General features: G+C 42.7%; 18 protein-coding genes and 1 riboswitch. Of the genes, 10 read left to right on the top strand and 8 right to left on the bottom strand.

Going from position 1 to position 18,618, the window contains the following annotated elements; translation table 11 throughout:
* Window positions 1–245 precede the first annotated feature (245 nt).
* A complete protein-coding gene (locus G3R48_RS14130) occupies window positions 246–1,247 on the bottom strand; it encodes a permease (protein WP_153665691.1) in 1,002 nt (333 codons plus the stop codon).
* A gap of 360 nt (window positions 1,248–1,607) precedes the next feature.
* Window positions 1,608–2,132 carry an aldolase/citrate lyase/malate synthase family protein gene (locus G3R48_RS14125; RefSeq protein WP_194823911.1) on the bottom strand — a complete coding sequence of 175 codons (525 nt, stop codon included), beginning with the start codon at window positions 2,130–2,132 and terminating at the stop codon, window positions 1,608–1,610.
* A gap of 204 nt (window positions 2,133–2,336) precedes the next feature.
* Here G3R48_RS14125 and G3R48_RS14120 point away from each other — a divergent pair, with 204 nt between their 5' ends.
* From G3R48_RS14120 to G3R48_RS14110, 3 genes are all read left to right on the top strand, one after another.
* A complete protein-coding gene (locus G3R48_RS14120; protein WP_153665687.1) occupies window positions 2,337–3,863 on the top strand; it encodes a DUF3612 domain-containing protein in 1,527 nt (508 codons plus the stop codon).
* Between the two features lie 81 nt (window positions 3,864–3,944).
* Window positions 3,945–4,250, top strand: coding sequence for an ArsR/SmtB family transcription factor (locus G3R48_RS14115; protein ID WP_153665685.1), 306 nt, complete (start codon window positions 3,945–3,947; stop codon window positions 4,248–4,250).
* Between the two features lie 65 nt (window positions 4,251–4,315).
* Complete coding sequence (locus tag G3R48_RS14110) at window positions 4,316–4,534, top strand: hypothetical protein (protein WP_153665683.1); 219 nt, start codon at window positions 4,316–4,318, stop codon at window positions 4,532–4,534.
* A gap of 30 nt (window positions 4,535–4,564) precedes the next feature.
* On the opposite strand, the gene G3R48_RS14105 is transcribed toward G3R48_RS14110, so the two are convergent.
* Together G3R48_RS14105 and G3R48_RS14100 are read right to left on the bottom strand one after the other, a co-directional pair.
* Complete coding sequence (locus G3R48_RS14105) at window positions 4,565–5,281, bottom strand: type 1 glutamine amidotransferase (protein WP_153665681.1); 717 nt, start codon at window positions 5,279–5,281, stop codon at window positions 4,565–4,567.
* A complete protein-coding gene (locus tag G3R48_RS14100; protein WP_153665679.1) occupies window positions 5,281–6,078 on the bottom strand; it encodes a hypothetical protein in 798 nt (265 codons plus the stop codon). Before G3R48_RS14100 ends, G3R48_RS14105 begins: the two co-directional genes overlap by 1 nt.
* Before the next feature lie 270 nt (window positions 6,079–6,348).
* Here G3R48_RS14100 and G3R48_RS14095 point away from each other — a divergent pair, with 270 nt between their 5' ends.
* Window positions 6,349–6,687 carry a TM2 domain-containing protein gene (locus G3R48_RS14095; protein WP_153665677.1) on the top strand — a complete coding sequence of 113 codons (339 nt, stop codon included), beginning with the start codon at window positions 6,349–6,351 and terminating at the stop codon, window positions 6,685–6,687.
* A 158-nt stretch (window positions 6,688–6,845) separates the two neighbouring features.
* Here G3R48_RS14095 and gorA read toward each other — a convergent pair whose 3' ends face one another.
* Window positions 6,846–8,201, bottom strand: coding sequence for a glutathione-disulfide reductase (gorA, locus tag G3R48_RS14090; protein WP_153665675.1), 1,356 nt, complete (start codon window positions 8,199–8,201; stop codon window positions 6,846–6,848).
* Between the two features lie 118 nt (window positions 8,202–8,319).
* Window positions 8,320–8,802: a hypothetical protein gene (locus tag G3R48_RS14085; protein ID WP_153665673.1), complete on the bottom strand. Its 483-nt coding sequence runs from the start codon at window positions 8,800–8,802 to the stop codon at window positions 8,320–8,322.
* Window positions 8,803–9,123: 321 nt separating this feature from the next.
* Here G3R48_RS14085 and prlC point away from each other — a divergent pair, with 321 nt between their 5' ends.
* The 4 genes from prlC (at window position 9,124) to G3R48_RS14065 (ending at window position 15,348) form a co-directional block, all read left to right on the top strand.
* Entirely contained in the window at window positions 9,124–11,163 is a 2,040-nt protein-coding gene (gene prlC, locus G3R48_RS14080; protein WP_153665671.1) for an oligopeptidase A, read from the top strand.
* A gap of 395 nt (window positions 11,164–11,558) precedes the next feature.
* Entirely contained in the window at window positions 11,559–12,890 is a 1,332-nt protein-coding gene (locus tag G3R48_RS14075) for a sensor histidine kinase (protein WP_323741276.1), read from the top strand.
* Window positions 12,883–13,515, top strand: a complete 633-nt coding sequence (locus G3R48_RS14070) for a response regulator (RefSeq protein ID WP_153665669.1) — start codon at window positions 12,883–12,885, stop codon at window positions 13,513–13,515. The genes G3R48_RS14075 and G3R48_RS14070 overlap by 8 nt, the downstream gene beginning before the upstream one ends.
* Before the next feature lie 186 nt (window positions 13,516–13,701).
* A complete protein-coding gene (locus G3R48_RS14065) occupies window positions 13,702–15,348 on the top strand; it encodes an Ig-like domain-containing protein (RefSeq protein ID WP_153665667.1) in 1,647 nt (548 codons plus the stop codon).
* Between the two features lie 207 nt (window positions 15,349–15,555).
* Here G3R48_RS14065 and ribB read toward each other — a convergent pair whose 3' ends face one another.
* Window positions 15,556–16,212 carry a 3,4-dihydroxy-2-butanone-4-phosphate synthase gene (gene ribB / locus G3R48_RS14060; RefSeq protein WP_153665665.1) on the bottom strand — a complete coding sequence of 219 codons (657 nt, stop codon included), beginning with the start codon at window positions 16,210–16,212 and terminating at the stop codon, window positions 15,556–15,558.
* A gap of 91 nt (window positions 16,213–16,303) precedes the next feature.
* A riboswitch (FMN riboswitch) is annotated at window positions 16,304–16,474 on the bottom strand.
* A gap of 300 nt (window positions 16,475–16,774) precedes the next feature.
* Here ribB and G3R48_RS14055 point away from each other — a divergent pair.
* Window positions 16,775–17,329 carry a thioesterase family protein gene (locus tag G3R48_RS14055; protein WP_153665663.1) on the top strand — a complete coding sequence of 185 codons (555 nt, stop codon included), beginning with the start codon at window positions 16,775–16,777 and terminating at the stop codon, window positions 17,327–17,329.
* Between the two features lie 54 nt (window positions 17,330–17,383).
* Window positions 17,384–18,070: a DNA-3-methyladenine glycosylase I gene (locus tag G3R48_RS14050; protein ID WP_212593370.1), complete on the top strand. Its 687-nt coding sequence runs from the start codon at window positions 17,384–17,386 to the stop codon at window positions 18,068–18,070.
* A gap of 43 nt (window positions 18,071–18,113) precedes the next feature.
* On the opposite strand, the gene G3R48_RS14045 is transcribed toward G3R48_RS14050, so the two are convergent.
* Entirely contained in the window at window positions 18,114–18,539 is a 426-nt protein-coding gene (locus tag G3R48_RS14045; RefSeq protein WP_153665661.1) for a MarR family winged helix-turn-helix transcriptional regulator, read from the bottom strand.
* Between the last annotated feature and the right edge of the window lie 79 nt (window positions 18,540–18,618).

Below are 18,618 nucleotides of genomic sequence, written 5' to 3'. Positions count from 1 at the left end.
AGAATGGCTTAATTTAGCGATTAATAATATTGATACCACAACGATACAAAATGTAATGTTGATACAACGTGGCGCTAAAACCAGATGTGTTAAAAGGTGGGGGAGACTGAATGAGAGTAAGAGATTTGTTGTGTATGGACTGCAAATTTGCACTAACAACATGCCGGTTGTATTGAAAAGGGTTATAACCCATTACCTAAAGTTAAGTAATGGGACCATAAACCCCGATAAGCACTTGTATATACTTAAGCAAATATGTAGCTATATAAATAACCTGCACCCACAGCCATGCTTAAAATAACGGTTAAAAATGCGGCAATCATTTGGTTTTTAAAGATAGACTTTAATAAAATCACTTCCGTTAAGCTTGCACCTGCACTGCCGATAATTAATGCCATCACTGGACCAAGCGCCATGCCTTTAGCAACCAATGCTGAACTCAATGGGATAACCGCTTCTGCACGAATATAAAGCGGAATACCAATAACGGCAGCAATAGGTATTGCATACCACGTACCTGCACCAGCGTAGTGAGCAATCATGTCTGTTGGTATAAACCCATAGATGACAGAGCCAAGCAGTAAACCAATTAATAAATAAGGAAACACTTGTTTAAAGTCTGTCCAAGTTGAACGCCAAACACGCATCCAACGGTTATCTTCAGCTTTTACTGGTGTCTTGTCACAACAGCTTGTTGCAGGCTCAGGTGCTTTTGTTTCACCACAACAGCTTGTTTTTGGTGCAGGCGTGCCCTCACCACAACTTGAACCACAAGAGCTGGTCGTCATTGCTTCATAGGCCTCAGGTTTTACGTAACGTTCAAAACCCAATTTTTCTAGCACGTAGCCAGCAGTCACAGCGACAACAACAGCCACTAAAAAGTAGAACACAGCGACGTTAATGCCAAAAGTGACCACAAATAAGCCAATAATGATTGGATTTAGCAATGGGCTTGAGAATAAGAACACCATCATTGGGCCAAACCCTGCTTTAGCGCGCAATAATCCTTTTAAAAACGGGATGGTTGAACAAGAACAAAATGGCGTTATTGCGCCCAGTAAGGCAGCAATAATGTAACCCTTACCTTTTTTAGAACTCAAAATGGACTGAATTTTTTCAGGTGGGATATATTCCTGCAAAATGCCAACAGCGTAACTGATAACAATAAATAATGTGATTAGCTCTGCCGCTAAGAAAACAAACATATGGGCGGTTTCTTTCGCCATGCCGATTATTTCTGGACTCATGATCATGACCTTCATCAATTAAGTTATTATTTCTATAATGTTCGAAATAAAAAGTAGTGCCATCATAACGCGATGAAGAGTTGAGTCAATAAATATTTCTAAAAATGTCGAATTATATGTAAGAAATGACTGGCGAGGAGCGTCAACATGATATTAATTAATCGTATCTGTTATATATCAATATGATTTTATAAGTGTTTTTCGTGGATTACGGTGGCAGACTGACTATTTTCGCTACTTTGGGATGATGGTATTGTTAAGCCAAGAGTGCCAATGTGGCAGTGCGGTAAGTGCATAAAAAAACCGGGTTGTGCTTAAACACAACGCGATTTTTTTATGATATAAACCCGTATATAGAGTCTATTTATGCGATTGATTAATTGCGTAATCGCTACCATCTTTTGCTGTAAATGCTTTGCCATTGCCTTTTGTCGGTACGCGGTTTGTTTGCAACAGGCTCACCCAATGTTTATAAGGGGTCGGTAAGTTTTTGATTGGCAGAGCGACTTGAATGTCGTCAATATTGGCTGCATCTGTTTGGCCAATATTACCGTTGCGGTCGAAACAAATTTCCACATGCGTGTCATTGTTTTTTAACACCACGCTAGTCGGGTCACTTTTATGGCCAGTTAATGCCACAAATTGACACGGATTTTGCAAACCACATTGGCTGCCATCTTCCATGAAAGCCAACAAATGAGTGTAATAAATCACATAACTGCTTACGTCTGCATGTGAGCCATTAGTCAGTGGAAAATTGTTATCTAAAAAGACCTTGGCATTAGCACTTCGGTCTGTTTGGTTCGTACACGCAACCATTTGCTCTTCAATGAAGTTGCTAAGGTTGTGAGTGACTGTTGGGCTGTGCTGAGTTGACATATTCATAACCTTATCCTCTTCTCTTTCAAAATTATCGTGAGCCACGATGCTGATTAATTGCATTACGTTGTGCATAGATAGCAGCGCTAAGACCATGTGCATTGATGATTACATTCACCGCAAATGTTGTCTCTGATTGCTTAATTTGTAGTCTAGTGTATTTTTGATTACAATTTCACAATAAAAATTTTACAATGTGAATTTTACAAAATGCGCAGTGAAAAAAGCTTAATGCGAAAGACACACTTCCTTGGTACTAAGATTCGAAACTTGCGTAAACGCAATAATCTCACCATGGAAGATTTATCCGCCAGATGTATTCGTGTGGACTCAGGCAACGCGCCTTCGGTGTCATACTTATCAATGATCGAACGTGGCAAACGGGTGCCAAGCGCAGGCATGCTGGCCGTTATTGCTGCGGTATTTCAAAAAGAGGTTGAATGGTTTTTGGATGATATTCCCGAAGAGCAAGCCATTACTCCCGAAAAAGGTCGCCGTGGTGGCGTGAGCGGGATGCCACTTGAGCCCAGTTTTCTTTTTTCTAATGACATTTTACAAATTGCCATACCAGAAATGTTGTCACAAACAGGCACTTCTGGGCGGCAGTTTGCTCACTTGCTCATCCGTGCTCATCAAGAACACCATCAAAATCATTTCCCCGACCTTGAACGAGCAGCAGAAGACATTGGTAAAAAGCGCATGCCATTGTCGGTTGACGATATGCTTGATATTGCCAAAGGCATGGGCTTAAAAATTAAGTGGATAGACAAAACCCCGCAAACGATACAAGACAGTACCGGCCAAGATTCACAACAACTCACTACCTCCTTTTTTGAGCCACCCAATAGCATTTACATTAACAAGTTACTCAAACAACGTCCGCATCGACTCAAATATGATTTGGCCGTGCACATTGGTCATTGCGTGTTACACAATAAGGACGGCCTTAAAAGTGTGATGATGTCGGGTAGTCGTGAAGAAACCGACGACACAATGCAATCTAACACCTTAAACGCCCAAGATATTTTGCATGCTTGGCGTGACTTTGAATCCAGCTTTTTTGCAGGTGCATTGCTGTGTCCTAAAGTGCCTTTTAGGCAGTTACTGGATCAATATGGTTATGAAATTAATGTGCACCAACAGTTGCAAGTGTCGGCATCTGTAGCCATGCGGCGAATGACCGTGGTGTCGCCGTACCGACATTGGCATTATTTTGATGCCTATGCACCAGGGAAGTTAAAAGCGGTTTATCGTGGTAATGGTATCCCCTTGCCTTGGGGGAATATGCGTTTGGTGCAAGACCCTTGTCAGCACTGGGCGGTATTTTGGGTGATTAACGAACCCCTTGTAGGGTCATCGGCGCAAATTTCAATTTTAAACGTCGGTAATGAACCCAGAATATATTGCTGTGAGTCAATTAAAGTTGACGATTCAGCGGGGAATCCACATGTGTTGTGCGCTGGAATAGATTTAAATCCGGCTATTGAAGCGCAAGGTAAAAATGCCCAAAGTATTGCCAGTGACTTAAAGCAAGCCTGTGTGTCTAATGGCGGTTCAGCGGTGATCCCAAGTGCCATTAAACATGACCTAACCACAGTGGCTAACATTCTTAATATTAACTGGATTGAGCGCGGCATAGAAAATGACGCAAGAGTGATATGTTCTCGAGGTGCTGTTTGTCCGCGTCAACCCAGTTGTTACGCAGCCGGTAAAGCCTTGTGTGAAGAGTCATCTTAATCGAATGGTTATTCATAAAGCTTGTACAGCGCAATATCATTCCAGTAATATCGAAATATAGATTAACCTTAGGGGAATAATATGGACACTGATGGCGTTGCTAAAGCATTAAAAGAGTTGGGGCACCCAACACGCTTATCGATTTACAAATCAATTGTTCGTGCGGGTAAAAAAGGCATTCCTGTGGGAGGGTTACAAGAAAAACTCGCGATACCAGGCTCCACCTTGTCACATCATATCAGTAGTTTGTCATCGGCAGGTTTGTTATCCCAACGACGTGAAGGGCGCACATTATATTGTGTGGCGGAATATGACCAGCTGCAAACCGTTATTGATTTCTTGCAAGATGAATGCTGCATTGATGAGCAAGAATATGCGTCGTCATAGAGCGATTATTGCATTGAAATCGATTTAATAGAACGGTCGTCTAGAAAGATGGGATGGATATTTCAATGAATAAACGTCGCTGGTCGATTTTAAAGGCGGCTCTTGCTACATCGGGCCTTGCTGTTAGCGGTTCGATTATTTGGCATAGCATAGAGGGAAATCAATACCCGTTAACAGTGACCGCGATGCTTGCGCGTTTAACGCAAATGCAAACTCAGTCAATTAGCTTGGCGGGTGAGTGGACGTTGACTCATTGCGCTCAAAGTGCACATGTCAGTGTCTAGGTATAATCCTGAGCGTTCCCCCTCAACCCCTTACTGCAAAAACAATTGGCTTAACCGCTGAAAAAACCACTCTTCTATTTCGGCCTGCGCGCTTGCTTTAGACATTAAATCAAATGGACAAGCAGTGCCAAAGGCTTGTTTTAATTTTCCTATTTGAACTAAGTCCCATTCAGGGTGAAATTGCAGCCCTAAAAAGCGTTTACCACTGAATATTTGTTGCTCACATAATGAAGAGCTAGCCTCAATCGTGATGTGATTATCATTAAAGTAAAACCCCTGTTCATGCCACTGTAATACCAACAGTGTTGATGTGCCTGAAGGTTGATTATCATTATTGGTATGAAACGTAATCTGCTGCCAACCAAGCTCTGCTTGTTCAAGCGGGCTTATCTTCGCGCCTAACTCTGCGGCCAATAACTGCGCCCCAAGACAAATGCCTAATATGGGCACGTTGCTCGCTAAAGCCAGACCAATAAATTGCCGTTCATACTGCAACCACTTATCCCCAGCTCCAACATGCATCGGCCCACCTAACACAATTATCGCATCAAATGATTGCAAGCTTGTTGTCAACGCCGCAATGCTAGTTTGTGGTGAAGTAAGCGCCTGAGCATCGGCAATGGATGCATTAAAAAAGGGCTCAGCCATGACCACTGTTAACGTAATTGCATGTTGTTTTGCCCAGTGTGTAATGCGCCCTGGGCCTTCAGCGTGATGATGCTGTAATACCAAAATATTCATTGCCATTAGCGTAACTCATTTATTTCTAAATACAGTGGGGTTGCGATAACCTGTGGGGCTTGCTCATTTATGTGCTGCTGAATTTGCTCAACCGGCGCAGACAATTGGCCGTGTAGCGGTAAGGTAAATGTTGAGGGCAAAGCAGAGCGAATATGAGAGAGTTTGATTAGTTGATCTGCATCGGGTCTGGTCGATAACAGTTTGATTAAGAACTGCGTCTCATCATTATTTTGCTGTCCAATAGCGATATATGTGGCAAATGTTTTAGCTGGTTGTTTGGTTTCTATCGACAATGGGTTAAACAACAGCATGTGTTTTACCTCAATAACAGCATGCTGATAAATCCGCTTACCTCCACGCTCAAAGTGGCCTTCAAAAATATCGACCGTTAATTGGGTTAATGGCTTTTCTGCATTAGGGGCTAATCTTGCAAGGTCAAATGGCTGCGGCACAATTGTCCAAATCGGGGTCGCTGATAACGTTGCAAATTGCTGCTGTATACGTTGTTGAATATGGGTATCGTTAAATGTTAGTTCAAAAACCACTTGGGCATTATGAGGTGGGTGAAACATGGGTAAGTGTGAGGCAAAAATGGCATCTTTACTGCCAAATAATAACATACCATGTAAGCCAACGCTTTTCGGTAACGCGGGAGAAACGTTAACGTGACTATGCTCTAAAGGTGATGAAACCTCAAGATGATGGGAATGTCCTGAAGTGGCATTCAAAGAAGGCGATACCAACATTAAGCTGGTGAATATTAGCGGTAATAAGCGCAGGTAAAAACGCAATAAACGAGGCATAAAAGGCTCCTATCTGATGTGGCAGAAGGGGCCGTCCCCGTGTGTAGGCAATAATAATACTTGCTCATTATTGTTGAGGTCGTCCTCAGCAGGGGATGTTATCAAAATGCAATAAAAATAACAGCTTTTGCTTACCAATTAATTTTTTTTGCAAGAAAGTGGCGTGTTACCAGGTGATGTTTATTTTCATTTTGTGAACCAGATTTATAGTATTCATACTACAGCTGTACACATAATGAGTGAATTAAAGAATTGACTGTTGGAGTATAAATGCACACACAAACATGCCCACAATGTAGCCATCATATCCACACCTCGTCTTGCACTTGTACTGAATGTGATACGGCAATTGGCCTGGATGCTCTTTCAGGAATGGACCCTCACATCCGTAATCGCAATCAAAAGCTTGCCGTGTGGTTTGGCGTGGTGTTAGGGGTGTTTGGTGCACATAAGTTCTATTTAGGCCAACATTCAAAAGGTTGGTTATATTTACTGTTTAGCTGGACATTAGTACCGATGGTGATGGGCTGGATTGATTCCTTTAACACGATGAAAATGAGCGCATTTAGCTTTGAGCAACGCTATGCTCGCAGAGTTTCTTTGCAATAACGGCCATACTCAATCAACGAATCGAAAAAGAGCATCACAATGTATTGTGGCGCTCTTTTTTGTATTCAAAATGGCAGCTAATATCATTAAAAAAACGGGTGACATTTAGCATGTCACCCGTTTCAAATATCAAATATGTGCTCAGGCATTTACGTCAATTATCTTAACGTAACAAATTCCTCTGCACCGGTTGGATGAATGGCCACTACGGCGTCAAACTGCGCTTTTGTCGCCCCCATTTTCATTGCCACACCAAAGCCTTGTAAGATTTCATCCATACCAAAGCCAATGCCGTGAATACCCACAACCACTTCGTTGTCACCAGCGCAAATTAACTTCATTTTGCAGGCTTGGCGATGCGCCGTAACCGCGGTATACATTGAGGTGAATCCAGAGGTATATACTTTCACGTTAGCTTCGCCGTATTGAGCAACAGCTTCTGGTTCAGTTAACCCCATTGTGCCAATCGCCGGGTGGCTAAATACCACGGTTGGAATTAAGCTGTAATCCATTTTGGCATCAGGCATGTCACCAAATAAACGCTCTGACAATAATCGACCAGCTTTAACTGCAACAGGGGTTAACTCAACGCCGCCTTGCATAATATCACCGACACAATAAATGCCTTTTGCGGTGGTGTTTTGCTGCTCGTCAGTAATGACATAGCCTTTGTTATCTAAGGTGACATCGGTGTTTTCTAGACCAATATTGCCTGTAGCAGGTGAGCGCCCAATTGCCCAAATAAGGGTGTCCACGGTTAGGCTCTGACCGTTTTCTAATTCAACAGTTAAGCTATTGTCAGCATTTTTCACGACTTGCTTAGGCGTGCTTTGGGGGTGAAGTGTCGGGCCGTCGGTGGCCATGGCTTCAACTAAGGCATCGGTTAACATGGGATCAAAATTACGTAGTGGCGCATGTTTACGTACTAATAAATGGGTGTCACTGCCCAGTGCGTGTAATACACCTGCAAGCTCAACCGCAATGTAACCTGCGCCCACTACGGCAACACGTTTAGGTTGTTCACGTAGCTCAAAGAAGCCATTTGAATCAATACCATACTCTGCACCAGGAATGTCTGGAAGAGTCGGTGCGCCACCTGTTGCCACTAATATGTGGTCAGCGGTGTATTGTTCACCATTCACCTCAATGGTGTTGTTATTAACAAACTGACCAAAACCGTTAATTAGGGTAACGTTATTGCTGGCAAAACCACGGCCATAAGCTTGGTGAATACGCTCAATATAGGCTTCACGGTTATTAACTAATGTATTCCAGTCGAATTGATTAATGGTAACGTCAAAACCATAATCTTTAGCGTATAGCTTCATGGCTTCAGCAACATGAGCGCCATACCACATGACTTTTTTCGGTACACAACCCACGTTAACGCAGGTGCCACCGACATGTTGCGCTTCAATAATTAAAACTTTTGCACCGCGCATTGCTGCTCGGTTTGCTGATGCAATGCCGCCGCTGCCTGCGCCAAGGGCGATATAATCAAAATGTTGAGCCATGTTCATCTCCGCTATTAAAACATTGGTCTTTAAAAACTGTGTGTATTCAAAATTATCCTCATTGTAGGGATCTATCTGCTATCAAGCTAGACTCTTCGCCTAACATTTCACAGATAAGTTAACGCCGATACTGACAGCGGGCATGGTCGGCTTGAGACGGCCCTTTGGCATCACATTTCATGCAATTAAATTCTTGCTCACGCACGGTTAATTCAGTTTGATAATGGTTTACGTCTCGTTGGTTCGCGCTAGGTATCGCGGCCGTTAAATAATCAATGCGTTGATTGAGCCAGCGGCAACTTGGGTTGTCGGCGACACGTGATGTTGGCGTTATAGACTTTTTGGTGCGGGTTGTTGTGTTAGTCCGCCCTCGCTGAGGGGACGCTAAATATTGCTGTGGATTAAACTCCAAGTCACTTTGCTCTGTTTCAGGGATCACAAGCACATTGCCGTGCTCGTCTGTCGCAGTACCAAGTGGTAATGTTTTTTGTTGTTTTTGCGCATCATTTGATGAGGTTGCGGTTAACTGGCTATAGTCATTAGCCCACAGTGATACTGATAACCAAAGGCTGGCTAAGATGACGACTCTACTAATAAACATAAGCACTCCTTGCTTCATTTAAGCCCGCTTTGTGCCGGCTTACCAACGACACCCTTTGTCATTGTGTTAAGCAAATAACGTTAATTTTTTAGCCGCTACCGCCCTCACTGGGATATGCAAGCTAAACAGATAGTTATTTTTGCGTGTTCAAGTGTAGCCTAGCCACTAAGGACTGCCAGTAACGGCTTGTGCCTGCTGAAATAGACACGATTGTTAGCATCGAAGCGTTAATTTAGGGCTATTTATGCTGTTAGGATTGAAAAGTGACACAAACACCCCTATTTCTATGTCTATAAAAGCGCATTCACCCAAGGAATCAAAATGACTAACCCATTGCTAAGTGGTAGCGAATTACCGTTGTTTTCACAGATTAAACCTGAACATATTCTTCCTGCGGTTGACAAAGCAATAGCCGACTGCCGTCAAAGCATTGAAACGCTGTTGGCTGAAAATAGCCACTACACATGGGATAACTTAATTGCGCCGCTTGATGATGTTGACGACGTGCTCAGTAAAATCTGGTCGCCAATTTCACATATGAATGCAGTGGTCAGTAATGAACAATGGCGTGAAGCCCATGACGCTTGTTTGCCACTATTGTCTGACTACGGCACTTTTGTCGGTCAACATCAGGGCTTGTACCAAGCATTTAAATCTATTGCACAATCTCCTGAATATTCCTCGTTAACTCAAGCACAAAAAATGGTCATTACGCAAAGTCTACGCGACTTTGAGCTCTCCGGCATTGGATTAGATGACAAGCAACAGCAGCGCTATGGTGAAATCGTTAAACGTTTATCTGAACTCACGAGTGGTTTTTCAAACCAGTTACTTGATGCAACTCAAGCTTGGAGCAAGCTCATTACTGATGAGGCGGAACTTGCCGGTTTACCTGAGTCTGCTATTGCGGCGGCAAAAGCCATGGCAGAGGCTAAAGAACAGACCGGTTGGCTATTTACGTTAGACTTCCCGTCGTATCTGCCTGTCATGACCTACAGCGAAAATCGTCCATTGCGTGAAGAATGCTACCGCGCATTTGTGACTCGTGCGTCAGACCAAGGCCCAAATGCCGGTGAATTTGATAACAGCGATTACATGAATGAAATTGTCGCACTGCGTCATGAACTTGCTAATCTTTTAGGCTTTGATAGCTATGCCGATAAGTCATTGGCAACCAAAATGGCAGAAAATCCAGCGCAAGTGTTAGGTTTTTTAAACGAGTTAGGCCAACGCTCTAAAGCGCAAGCGAAAGCCGAGTTAGCCGAATTAAAAAACTATGCTAAAACCCACTTTGATGTCGATGACATGGCCTCATGGGATCTCAGTTTTTATGCTGAAAAACTTCAGCAACATAAATATGAAGTGTCACAAGAAATCTTACGTCCTTATTTCCCTGAAGAAAAAGTATTATCAGGTTTGTTTTATACCGTTAAGCGATTATTTGGCCTGCGTATTGAAGAAGAACGTGGCTTTGACACTTGGCATGACGATGTGCGCTTTTTCCAGATATTTGATGCCGACAATGTGCCGCGCGGACGCTTTTATTTAGACCTTTATGCCCGCACAGGTAAACGCGGCGGGGCATGGATGGATGAATGCCGTAGTCGCCGAGTTACTTCAACAGGGTTACAACAACCGGTGGCTTACTTAACCTGTAATTTCAATGGCCCAGTTGATGGTAAACCTGCGTTGTTTACCCATGATGAAGTAACCACCTTATTCCACGAGTTTGGCCATGGTATTCACCACATGTTAACTAAAGTGGACGTTGGCGGTGTGTCAGGTATTAGCGGTGTGCCTTGGGATGCCGTAGAGCTACCAAGTCAATTTATGGAAAACTGGTGCTGGCAAGAAGAAGCTTTAGCTGAAATCTCAGGCCACTTTGAAACCGGTGAGCCATTGCCCAAAGCCTTGTTAGATAAAATGTTGGCAGCAAAAAATTTCCAATCAGGCATGATGATGCTGCGCCAGCTTGAGTTTTCACTGTTTGATTTTAGAATGCATCATGAATTTGACCCAGCTAAAGGCGCTGATGTTCAAGGTATTTTAGATGAAGTGCGTAGTCAAATAGCAGTACTCACGCCACCAAGTTTTAACCGTTTCCAACACGGTTTTGCGCATATTTTTGCTGGTGGTTATGCTGCGGGTTATTACAGCTACAAGTGGGCAGAAGTGCTGTCGGCCGATGCATTTTCTCGTTTTGAAGACGAAGGAATTTTTAATCCACAAACTGGGCAGAGTTTCTTAAAGCATGTGTTAGAAATGGGTGGCAGTGAAGAGCCTATGACATTGTTTAAACGCTTTATGGGGCGCGAGCCAAACACCGATGCATTACTACGCCATAGCGGTATTACAGCCTAAGCGCTAATCGCTAGGTCTATTCGCATTGCGTGATTGCTCAGCATAAATAATCAAGCCACTTGTTTGTTCAACAGGTGGCTTTTTGTTTTTATCCGTTGCCTGTTTAGGATTGCACGCCGCACTAAACCATTCTATTTACGTGCAACTTGTCGGCATTGTTTGTCCTTTTTGTGTCTTTAAATGTGCTTATTGGTTATCCAACACTAATGCAGGCCTTACTGTATCGAGTTGACGAGTGTCATAACTCTTTAATATTGCTTTGAAATAAGCTGCCAATTGATTGTTGGATCACTTCTTTCATTTATGTTGAATGTTAATGTGTGGTTGTGGATGTATTTATTATTTTTAACATATACCTTTTTTACGGCCTGGTTTTCTTTGCTATGGGCTGTGTGGTGGTATTTCGACATTTTAAACACAGTCAGTTGCGCATTTCATCGACGTTATGGGCATTAGCTTTGTTTGGTTTTTCTCATGCCTTTCATGAATGGTCTGAGCTTTATATCATCTTGTTTAGTCATGATATTTCGCCTCAATATCAATATGTTGTGCAATGGTTGCGGTTAATTAAATTAGCGTTGTCATTTACTGGATTGATGATTTTTGCTTGGTTGTTGTTTGCTATTGTCCTCAAGCCTTGCGGTCAAATTGGTCGCAGCATAATCGTGCTGACGGTGATGATTTACAGCCTTATTTTAGGGCTTTTCTATCACGGCACCTTAGAAATGGCAGACAGCTTTGCTGAAATAACGACTTACACGCGAGTGTTATTAGGTTTTGGCAGCGCAACCTTAGCGGGTGTGGGCATTTCTCTTTATGGGCAGCAGTTACGTAAAGAGAACCATCAATACGGGCAATATTTTATCGCCACTGGTTTGGGGTTGATGCTTTACGGGGTATTAGCTGGGCTAGTACCTACGACTTATTACTCTTGTGTGCCTGTTCTAAGGACCTTAGCCGCTGGGATTGTGCTAGTGAGTTTATTTAAAGCACTTAAGATTTTTGATATTGAGAAAGAAGCCGCCACAGAAGCTAAGCTTAAACGTGCAATTGAAGCCGATAAATTTAAAGCTATTGGCCATTTAGCAATGGGCGTTGCCCATGAGATTAACAACCCTTTGGCCTCATCCACATTGGCCTTAGATTTACTTGAGCGTCAGTTGCCAGCACAACCTAGAGCACTTGATTACCTTAATCGAGCCAGACTTGGTATCGACCGTGCTGCAGTGATAAGTAAAGAGTTACTGACTTATGCACGTACAGATGTCAGTCATACCGAACAGGTGAATATCTGTGAAGTGATTGCTTCCGCAAAGCAAATACTGATCCATAAATTGGCGGCATATTCGCTGGTCGTGCAATGCCCCAAAACGCTGGTAATAGTCGGTCAAAAAGTGAAACTTGAAGAGCTATTAATTAACTTATTGAATAACGCCATGGATGCCAGTGAGCCGCATAGTCAAATTGACATCACGGTGCTTGCGCGTCATGACGTGGTGCAGTTAACCGTTAGTGATAGCGGCCACGGCATGGATGAGAAAACCTTACAACGGGCTAACGAATTATTTTATTCGACTAAATCAATTGGCAAAGGCACTGGGCTAGGGTTGGCTATTTGTGAGCAAATTGTGGCGCGTCATCATGGTGAGTTACAGCTTCATAGTGAACAAGGTAAAGGAACCCAAGCGGTGATCAATTTCCAATTAAAAGGTGACCACTATGGTTAAGGTACTGATTGCAGAAGACGATATTGAACTGCGCAGAAATATGGTCGATATTCTAGAAATAGAAGGCTATCAAGTGACGGATGTTGCGAGTGCTGAACTGGCAATTAATGCCTGTGAGCAACAACATTATGATATCGCCCTATTAGACCTACTTATGGCTGGGATGACAGGTGTCGAGGCGATTTCTAATTTGCGTCAACTTAATCCATTTATGGCAGTGGTGATTGTGACGGCATACGCTACTGTTGATACTGCTGTTGATGCGATGAAAAAAGGGGCTGATAGTGTGATAACCAAGCCATTTAATCGCGCCGAGTTAATTATCACCCTTAAACGTAGTATCGAAGAAAAACAATTGCTTAAAGCTAATACTGATATCGACCCTGACAGAGTGTATGGTGCTCTGGCAAACAGTTTAAGGAGAGAAACGCTTAGGCAATTGGGCCAACACAAAAAGATTAAGTTTATGGATTTGTGCCGCCTTGTTGGGGTAGAAGATCACACTAAATTTAATTTCCATTTACGTCAGTTGAAGAAAGCTGGGTTGGTTATGCAAAATGAGAACAAGATCTATATTTTGACAAATACAGGCCAATTTGTACTGCAAAATCATAATTTAGCATGATTTTAAATATTATATATAATCAATGGTTTATTTGTTTTTAGATAACTAAACTTCACAGGCTTTATCGGCTTGTGAAGTCCAGTTATCTATCCCTTTAAAAGTATTGAGCGAATACTGCTCCCATGTCCAAAGAGACATATCAATTGTGATTAAAAACGATTGAGATACTTTTTTAAGGATGAACAAATGAACGCAAACATTCAAAGCAAAAAGCTGCTATTAGCAACCATGGTAACCATGCTATGTGCTTGTGGTAGTGATAATAGTAGTGACAACCTTCCAGATATTCCGCCGCCGGTTAATCCCCCGCCTGTTGCTGAAAACGCCCAGCGTACCACTGATGCTAACCGGGCTATTATCATCAATCCTATGCTCCATGCCAGTGACTCAAGTGGTCAGTCGTTAACTTTAGTTTCAGCAACGACTGACAAAGGCCGTGTAGTCCAGCTAGATGGCGACCTGATTAAGCTTGATCCTCAATCTCAACAAGGCGACATTAACATCAGTTATACCGTGAGTAATGGTGTCGATGAAGCGTCTGCCACTATTGTCGTGACAGCGCACGAACCAATGTATGTTGGCACTCAGCGTTGTTTAGCTTGTCACGGTGAAGGCAGTCCATTTAAAGATGTGGCAAGCCATCAGTTACACGGGCATAACTTTAAAATTAGTACCATTGCCAATGATGAGACACCTGCATTTCCTTATTCTAGCGTTGACGGTGCAATTGATAAGCTTGTTAACTCAGCAGCTGATACTGACAACACTTTAGGTAAACCACAAAGTTATGCTGACGTGGCATATACATCAGGCGGTTATGCTTGGAAATACCGTTGGCTAGACAAAGATGGCTACCTTGTTACAGGCAGTGAAGCACAATTTAATATTCATGCCGAAGACTTAGGGCTAGATGACCAAGTGATGGTTAATTATAACGGTGGCTCAGTGAATAAACCGTATAACTGTGGCCAGTGTCATACCACGGGTTGGAAACCATATTCTGAAATTGGCTATAGCCAAAAACAAGATGACTTACCCGGCGTTCACGGCACGTTCTTTGAGGGTGGTGTTCAATGTGAAGCTTGTCATGGCGCAGGTTTAACCCATTCAAATACAGCCAATAAAAATGACATTACCCGTATAGCGACGCCACGTACAACGGCATCATTGTCATCAGAGACAATGGGTTATGGTGAACCGATGCATTGTGCTGAATGTCATACTCGCGACGGCGACCGTAATGTGGATAACGACTTTACCAGTAGCTTTAATAAAACCTTCCCTAATGGACCTGAATTTGGTGCGCGCGTTGCAGTAAGAAACGGCTTACCTCGCCATCACCAAAGCCATGACGAGTTTATGGGAATTGACCCTGATACAGGTGACATTATGGGCGGCAAGTATCAAGTGGGGATGACCTGTAGTAGTTGTCATGACACCCATAAATCGGCGGTTAATCAGCATGAACCAGAACACATTGGTGCGATTAAAATGGACTGTACAACTTGTCATGCAAATAAAGTTGAGATGAACGCAGGCCATGGTCAAGAGGGCTTCTTTGCTACAGCGTGTATTGATTGTCATATGCCAGATGTTGTCAAAAATGCGGTTTCAACAACCAATAAGCACGGCAATAAAACCGGTGATATTCGCATCCATACTTTCGCCATTGATCTGTTCAACGAAAAAGGTCAATTCCAAGACCCAGAAGCAAAAGACACGTATATGTACCCATATCTACAAGATGGTTTTGCTTGTGGTGAATGTCATCAACAGGGTTCTAAACTGGACAGTTTGAAAAACAACTACGGTGGTAAAATGCATAAAAATTAAATAACAACATATCTCATCACTCCCCAATAAGCCCTACATCTGTAGGGCTTGTTGGGTTTAGCTCATCTATGGTTGTTAGGTGTTGCGGATATTTGTCGGCGCAAAATTAACCCATAAAAAAGGCGCTACCGAGTAGCGCCTTTTTAAAATAATGTTTGCAGATTAAAATTATTAGCCAGAATGTAGGCTAATGAGTTAATCAAGCAGTTAGGCTAGCTTTAAATCGTGTTGTTGACGATACAGCACCATATCTTCAATGGTTAGCACAGGCATGTCGTGTTTAATGCCAAATGCGACAATCTCTGGCGCTTTTGCCATTGTGCCGTCTTCGTTAGTGACTTCACATAATACGCCTGAAGGTTTTAACCCTGCCATTTGCATTAAATCAACTGTACCTTCTGTGTGGCCACGACGAGTCATCACACCACCTGCGCGTGCGCGTAGCGGGAACACATGGCCAGGATGAGCAAGGTCAGATGCTTTAGCATCAGCAGCTGTCGCTGTTTTAACTGTGGTCACGCGGTCTTTTGCTGACACGCCTGTTGTCACACCTTCTTTTGCTTCAATTGACACAGTAAAAGCGGTTTGATTCGCGCTATTGTTGTTTTTCACCATTGGTGGCAGTTCAAGTTTGTCGGCTTGTTCGTCGGTTAAGCATAAGCACACAATGCCGCTACCTTCGCGTATCATTAATGCCATTTGTTTAGCGGTTAGGTTTTCTGATGAACAAATAATATCGCCTTCATTTTCGCGATCTTCATCATCAAGTAACAAAACGCCTTTACCTTCACGTAATGCAACTAATGCTTTTTCAACACGTTCGATAGGATCACCAAACTGGGAAAGTAGTGATAACTGATTCATGGTTTACTCCAAATAAAAATACCAGAATCAGGGCTTGAAGAGGGGTTTTTAGGCCATAGTAAATGCATCAGTTAAAAAGTTACTGATGGTTTTCTATTCTCTTACATCCGGACTTTAACCGTCGGCTCTGGAGTGTTAGCGATAACTAAGGCACCAGATCTGCTGACCTCGATAAATCGAGCGCTCGCGGGCTTATCATTTTCTAACGAGTAGGAACTGATACACCGCCGGTGGAGAATTTCACTCCGCCCTGAGAATTCATAAATTCTGATTGCACCTCAATCAGACGCGATAATGCTAATGCTTATTAGGTATGAAAAACAATACCGATGTCATAAAAATGCCATTCTCGATTATAAATCCGCTGTTCTCTTCGCTAGACCGAAAAAATGACATAAAAAATGATGAATTTTATGTGGCGCTTTGTATGAAAATAGGAGCTTGTAATGCAAACGTTTGTATCGTTATAGCAATGTTCAACTAAGTAAAATTTATGCGACTTGTGCTTGCTCACATAAGGCGGCTCTGTTAGCCTTTGCGGCGAATTTTAGGAGTTGTAGTCATGAATTTGTATTTCCGTCTTATCTGGTTGTTTATGTGGCGTATTCACCGTTGTAAGCGCATTGGTTTTCTTGGTACTAGCCGTATTAGTTATCGGGCACTACCGCTTGATTGCGATATTAATTTGCACCTAACCAATTCTCGTTACCCTGCATTTTTAGATTTAGCACGCACCCATATGATCGCTGAAATGGGGTTTATGAAGCGGTTTTTAAAATTAGGTTGGGCACCCATTGTTAACGCGTCTGAATTTACCTTCATTCGTGATATTAAACCGTTTGAAAAGTTTGAAATTGAAACCAAAATTGTCGGTTGGGATCAAAAATACTTTTATATTGAACACCGCTTTGTTACCGCAAGAGGGCTACACAGTATTGTGCATGTGCGTGGAGTGTTTTTACACAAAGGTAAGCAAGTGCCGATTGAAACTTTAGTCGCTGAAGCTGGGCATCAAGGCCCAGCGCCTGAGTTACCCCCAGAAGTCGTTCAATGGATTGCCTTTTTGCAATTGAAAAAAGATCAAAACCTTGCTCCAAAGTTGAGCTTAGTTTCGTAAGCGTCGTATCATAAATGGCAATTGTGCGGGTCATTGATTTGTTAAGGTATACATGTGGCTAAACCAGAAAAATTCTCAGCAATTTACCAACGTGCTTGTGAGCGAAAAGGCGGCCCTGACGCCGTAGAAATGTTGCTGCCAGACACCTTGTCGGCACAGCAAATTAAGGAATACTCCGACGCCGAGTTATTGTCGGTGATGAGTAAGCGGGTATTTCAAAGTGGTTTTGTTTGGCGAGTGGTTGAACATAAATGGCCTGCCTACGAACAAGCCTTTTTTGACTTTGAACCGTTTAAAGTCTTGATGCTATCGCCAGAGCAAATACAACAACGCGCCACCGATGCCACGTTAATTCGCCATCAAAAGAAAACCCAAGCCATTGTTGATAATGCTTATATGATCCAACAAATAAGCCAGCAACATGGCAGCTTTGCCGAGTTTATCGCGCAATGGCCTTGTGACGATATTACCGGCTTATGGCAAGTGTTGAAAAAACAAGGTGCTCGTTTAGGTGGCAATACAGGACCTTACTTTTTACGCGCGGTGGGCAAAGATACCTTTTTATTATCTCAAGATGTGCAAGCGTATTTAAAAGCTCACAAGCTAGTGGATTATGGTTTTACGTCTAAGTCAGGGTTGCAGCAAACTCAGGACGTGTTTAACCATTGGCAGCAGCAAACGGGGCTAACCTTGGCTGAGATTAGCCGAATAATTTCATTAAGTGTGGGTGATAACTTCTAGCAAGCTGAGCATCGCCTGACAATAGTAAGACAATGCAACGGAGTTATGGCTGTAAGTTTTTAGTCAGTAGGTTTGCAATACGCTGAAATTCAATAAGGTCTTCAGTGTTGAGTTGATTTTGCATTTGTTGGTGCACTTGGTGTTGTGTTTGTTGAATGCTGTCAGCAAGTGCATGGCCTTTCTCTGTCAGTAGCAGTTGTTGGCTACGCTTATCGTTAGGGTTTATCTGTTTAACCAGCCATGTTTTTTCAATCATTTCTTTTATGAGGCGAGCTATTTGGGCTTTATCGCGCGCCAAGTGCTTCACTATGTCATTAGCGGTGCAGGCTTGGTGTTGCTTAATATACAAAATACATTGTACGTGCATTGAGCAAATGCCTAATTCGTTCGCTTTCATTGCTTTACGCATATTGTGCCGATAGGCATCGAAAAGTTTAAAAATAGAAGTAGAAAGTAGTTCTTTGCTCATAATGTACCAAAGGTAGTGATGTAAACGTTGTTCGTTACTTAATCATACCAGTGGTTGACTGGTATACAGTTTGTGCTAT

The organism is Shewanella intestini (assembly GCF_018221465.1).
GTDB classification, from domain to species: domain Bacteria; phylum Pseudomonadota; class Gammaproteobacteria; order Enterobacterales; family Shewanellaceae; genus Shewanella; species Shewanella intestini.
The sequence above is the reverse complement of the archived record's forward strand: the minus strand, read 5'-3'. Positions and strand labels throughout refer to the sequence as shown.

Excerpts from the sequence above, each read along its gene's own strand:
- G3R48_RS14130 (WP_153665691.1), bottom strand. The coding sequence starts at position 1,247 with ATGAGTCCAGAAATAATCGGCATGGCGAAAGAAACCGCCCATATGTTT.
- G3R48_RS14125 (WP_194823911.1), bottom strand. The coding sequence starts at position 2,132 with ATGAATATGTCAACTCAGCACAGCCCAACAGTCACTCACAACCTTAGC.
- G3R48_RS14120 (WP_153665687.1), top strand. The coding sequence starts at position 2,337 with ATGCGCAGTGAAAAAAGCTTAATGCGAAAGACACACTTCCTTGGTACT.
- G3R48_RS14115 (WP_153665685.1), top strand. The coding sequence starts at position 3,945 with ATGGACACTGATGGCGTTGCTAAAGCATTAAAAGAGTTGGGGCACCCA.
- G3R48_RS14110 (WP_153665683.1), top strand. The coding sequence starts at position 4,316 with ATGAATAAACGTCGCTGGTCGATTTTAAAGGCGGCTCTTGCTACATCG.
- G3R48_RS14105 (WP_153665681.1), bottom strand. The coding sequence starts at position 5,281 with ATGGCAATGAATATTTTGGTATTACAGCATCATCACGCTGAAGGCCCA.
- G3R48_RS14100 (WP_153665679.1), bottom strand. The coding sequence starts at position 6,078 with ATGCCTCGTTTATTGCGTTTTTACCTGCGCTTATTACCGCTAATATTC.
- G3R48_RS14095 (WP_153665677.1), top strand. The coding sequence starts at position 6,349 with ATGCACACACAAACATGCCCACAATGTAGCCATCATATCCACACCTCG.
- gorA (WP_153665675.1), bottom strand. The coding sequence starts at position 8,201 with ATGGCTCAACATTTTGATTATATCGCCCTTGGCGCAGGCAGCGGCGGC.
- G3R48_RS14085 (WP_153665673.1), bottom strand. The coding sequence starts at position 8,802 with ATGTTTATTAGTAGAGTCGTCATCTTAGCCAGCCTTTGGTTATCAGTA.
- prlC (WP_153665671.1), top strand. The coding sequence starts at position 9,124 with ATGACTAACCCATTGCTAAGTGGTAGCGAATTACCGTTGTTTTCACAG.
- G3R48_RS14070 (WP_153665669.1), top strand. The coding sequence starts at position 12,883 with ATGGTTAAGGTACTGATTGCAGAAGACGATATTGAACTGCGCAGAAAT.
- G3R48_RS14065 (WP_153665667.1), top strand. The coding sequence starts at position 13,702 with ATGAACGCAAACATTCAAAGCAAAAAGCTGCTATTAGCAACCATGGTA.
- ribB (WP_153665665.1), bottom strand. The coding sequence starts at position 16,212 with ATGAATCAGTTATCACTACTTTCCCAGTTTGGTGATCCTATCGAACGT.
- G3R48_RS14055 (WP_153665663.1), top strand. The coding sequence starts at position 16,775 with ATGAATTTGTATTTCCGTCTTATCTGGTTGTTTATGTGGCGTATTCAC.
- G3R48_RS14045 (WP_153665661.1), bottom strand. The coding sequence starts at position 18,539 with ATGAGCAAAGAACTACTTTCTACTTCTATTTTTAAACTTTTCGATGCC.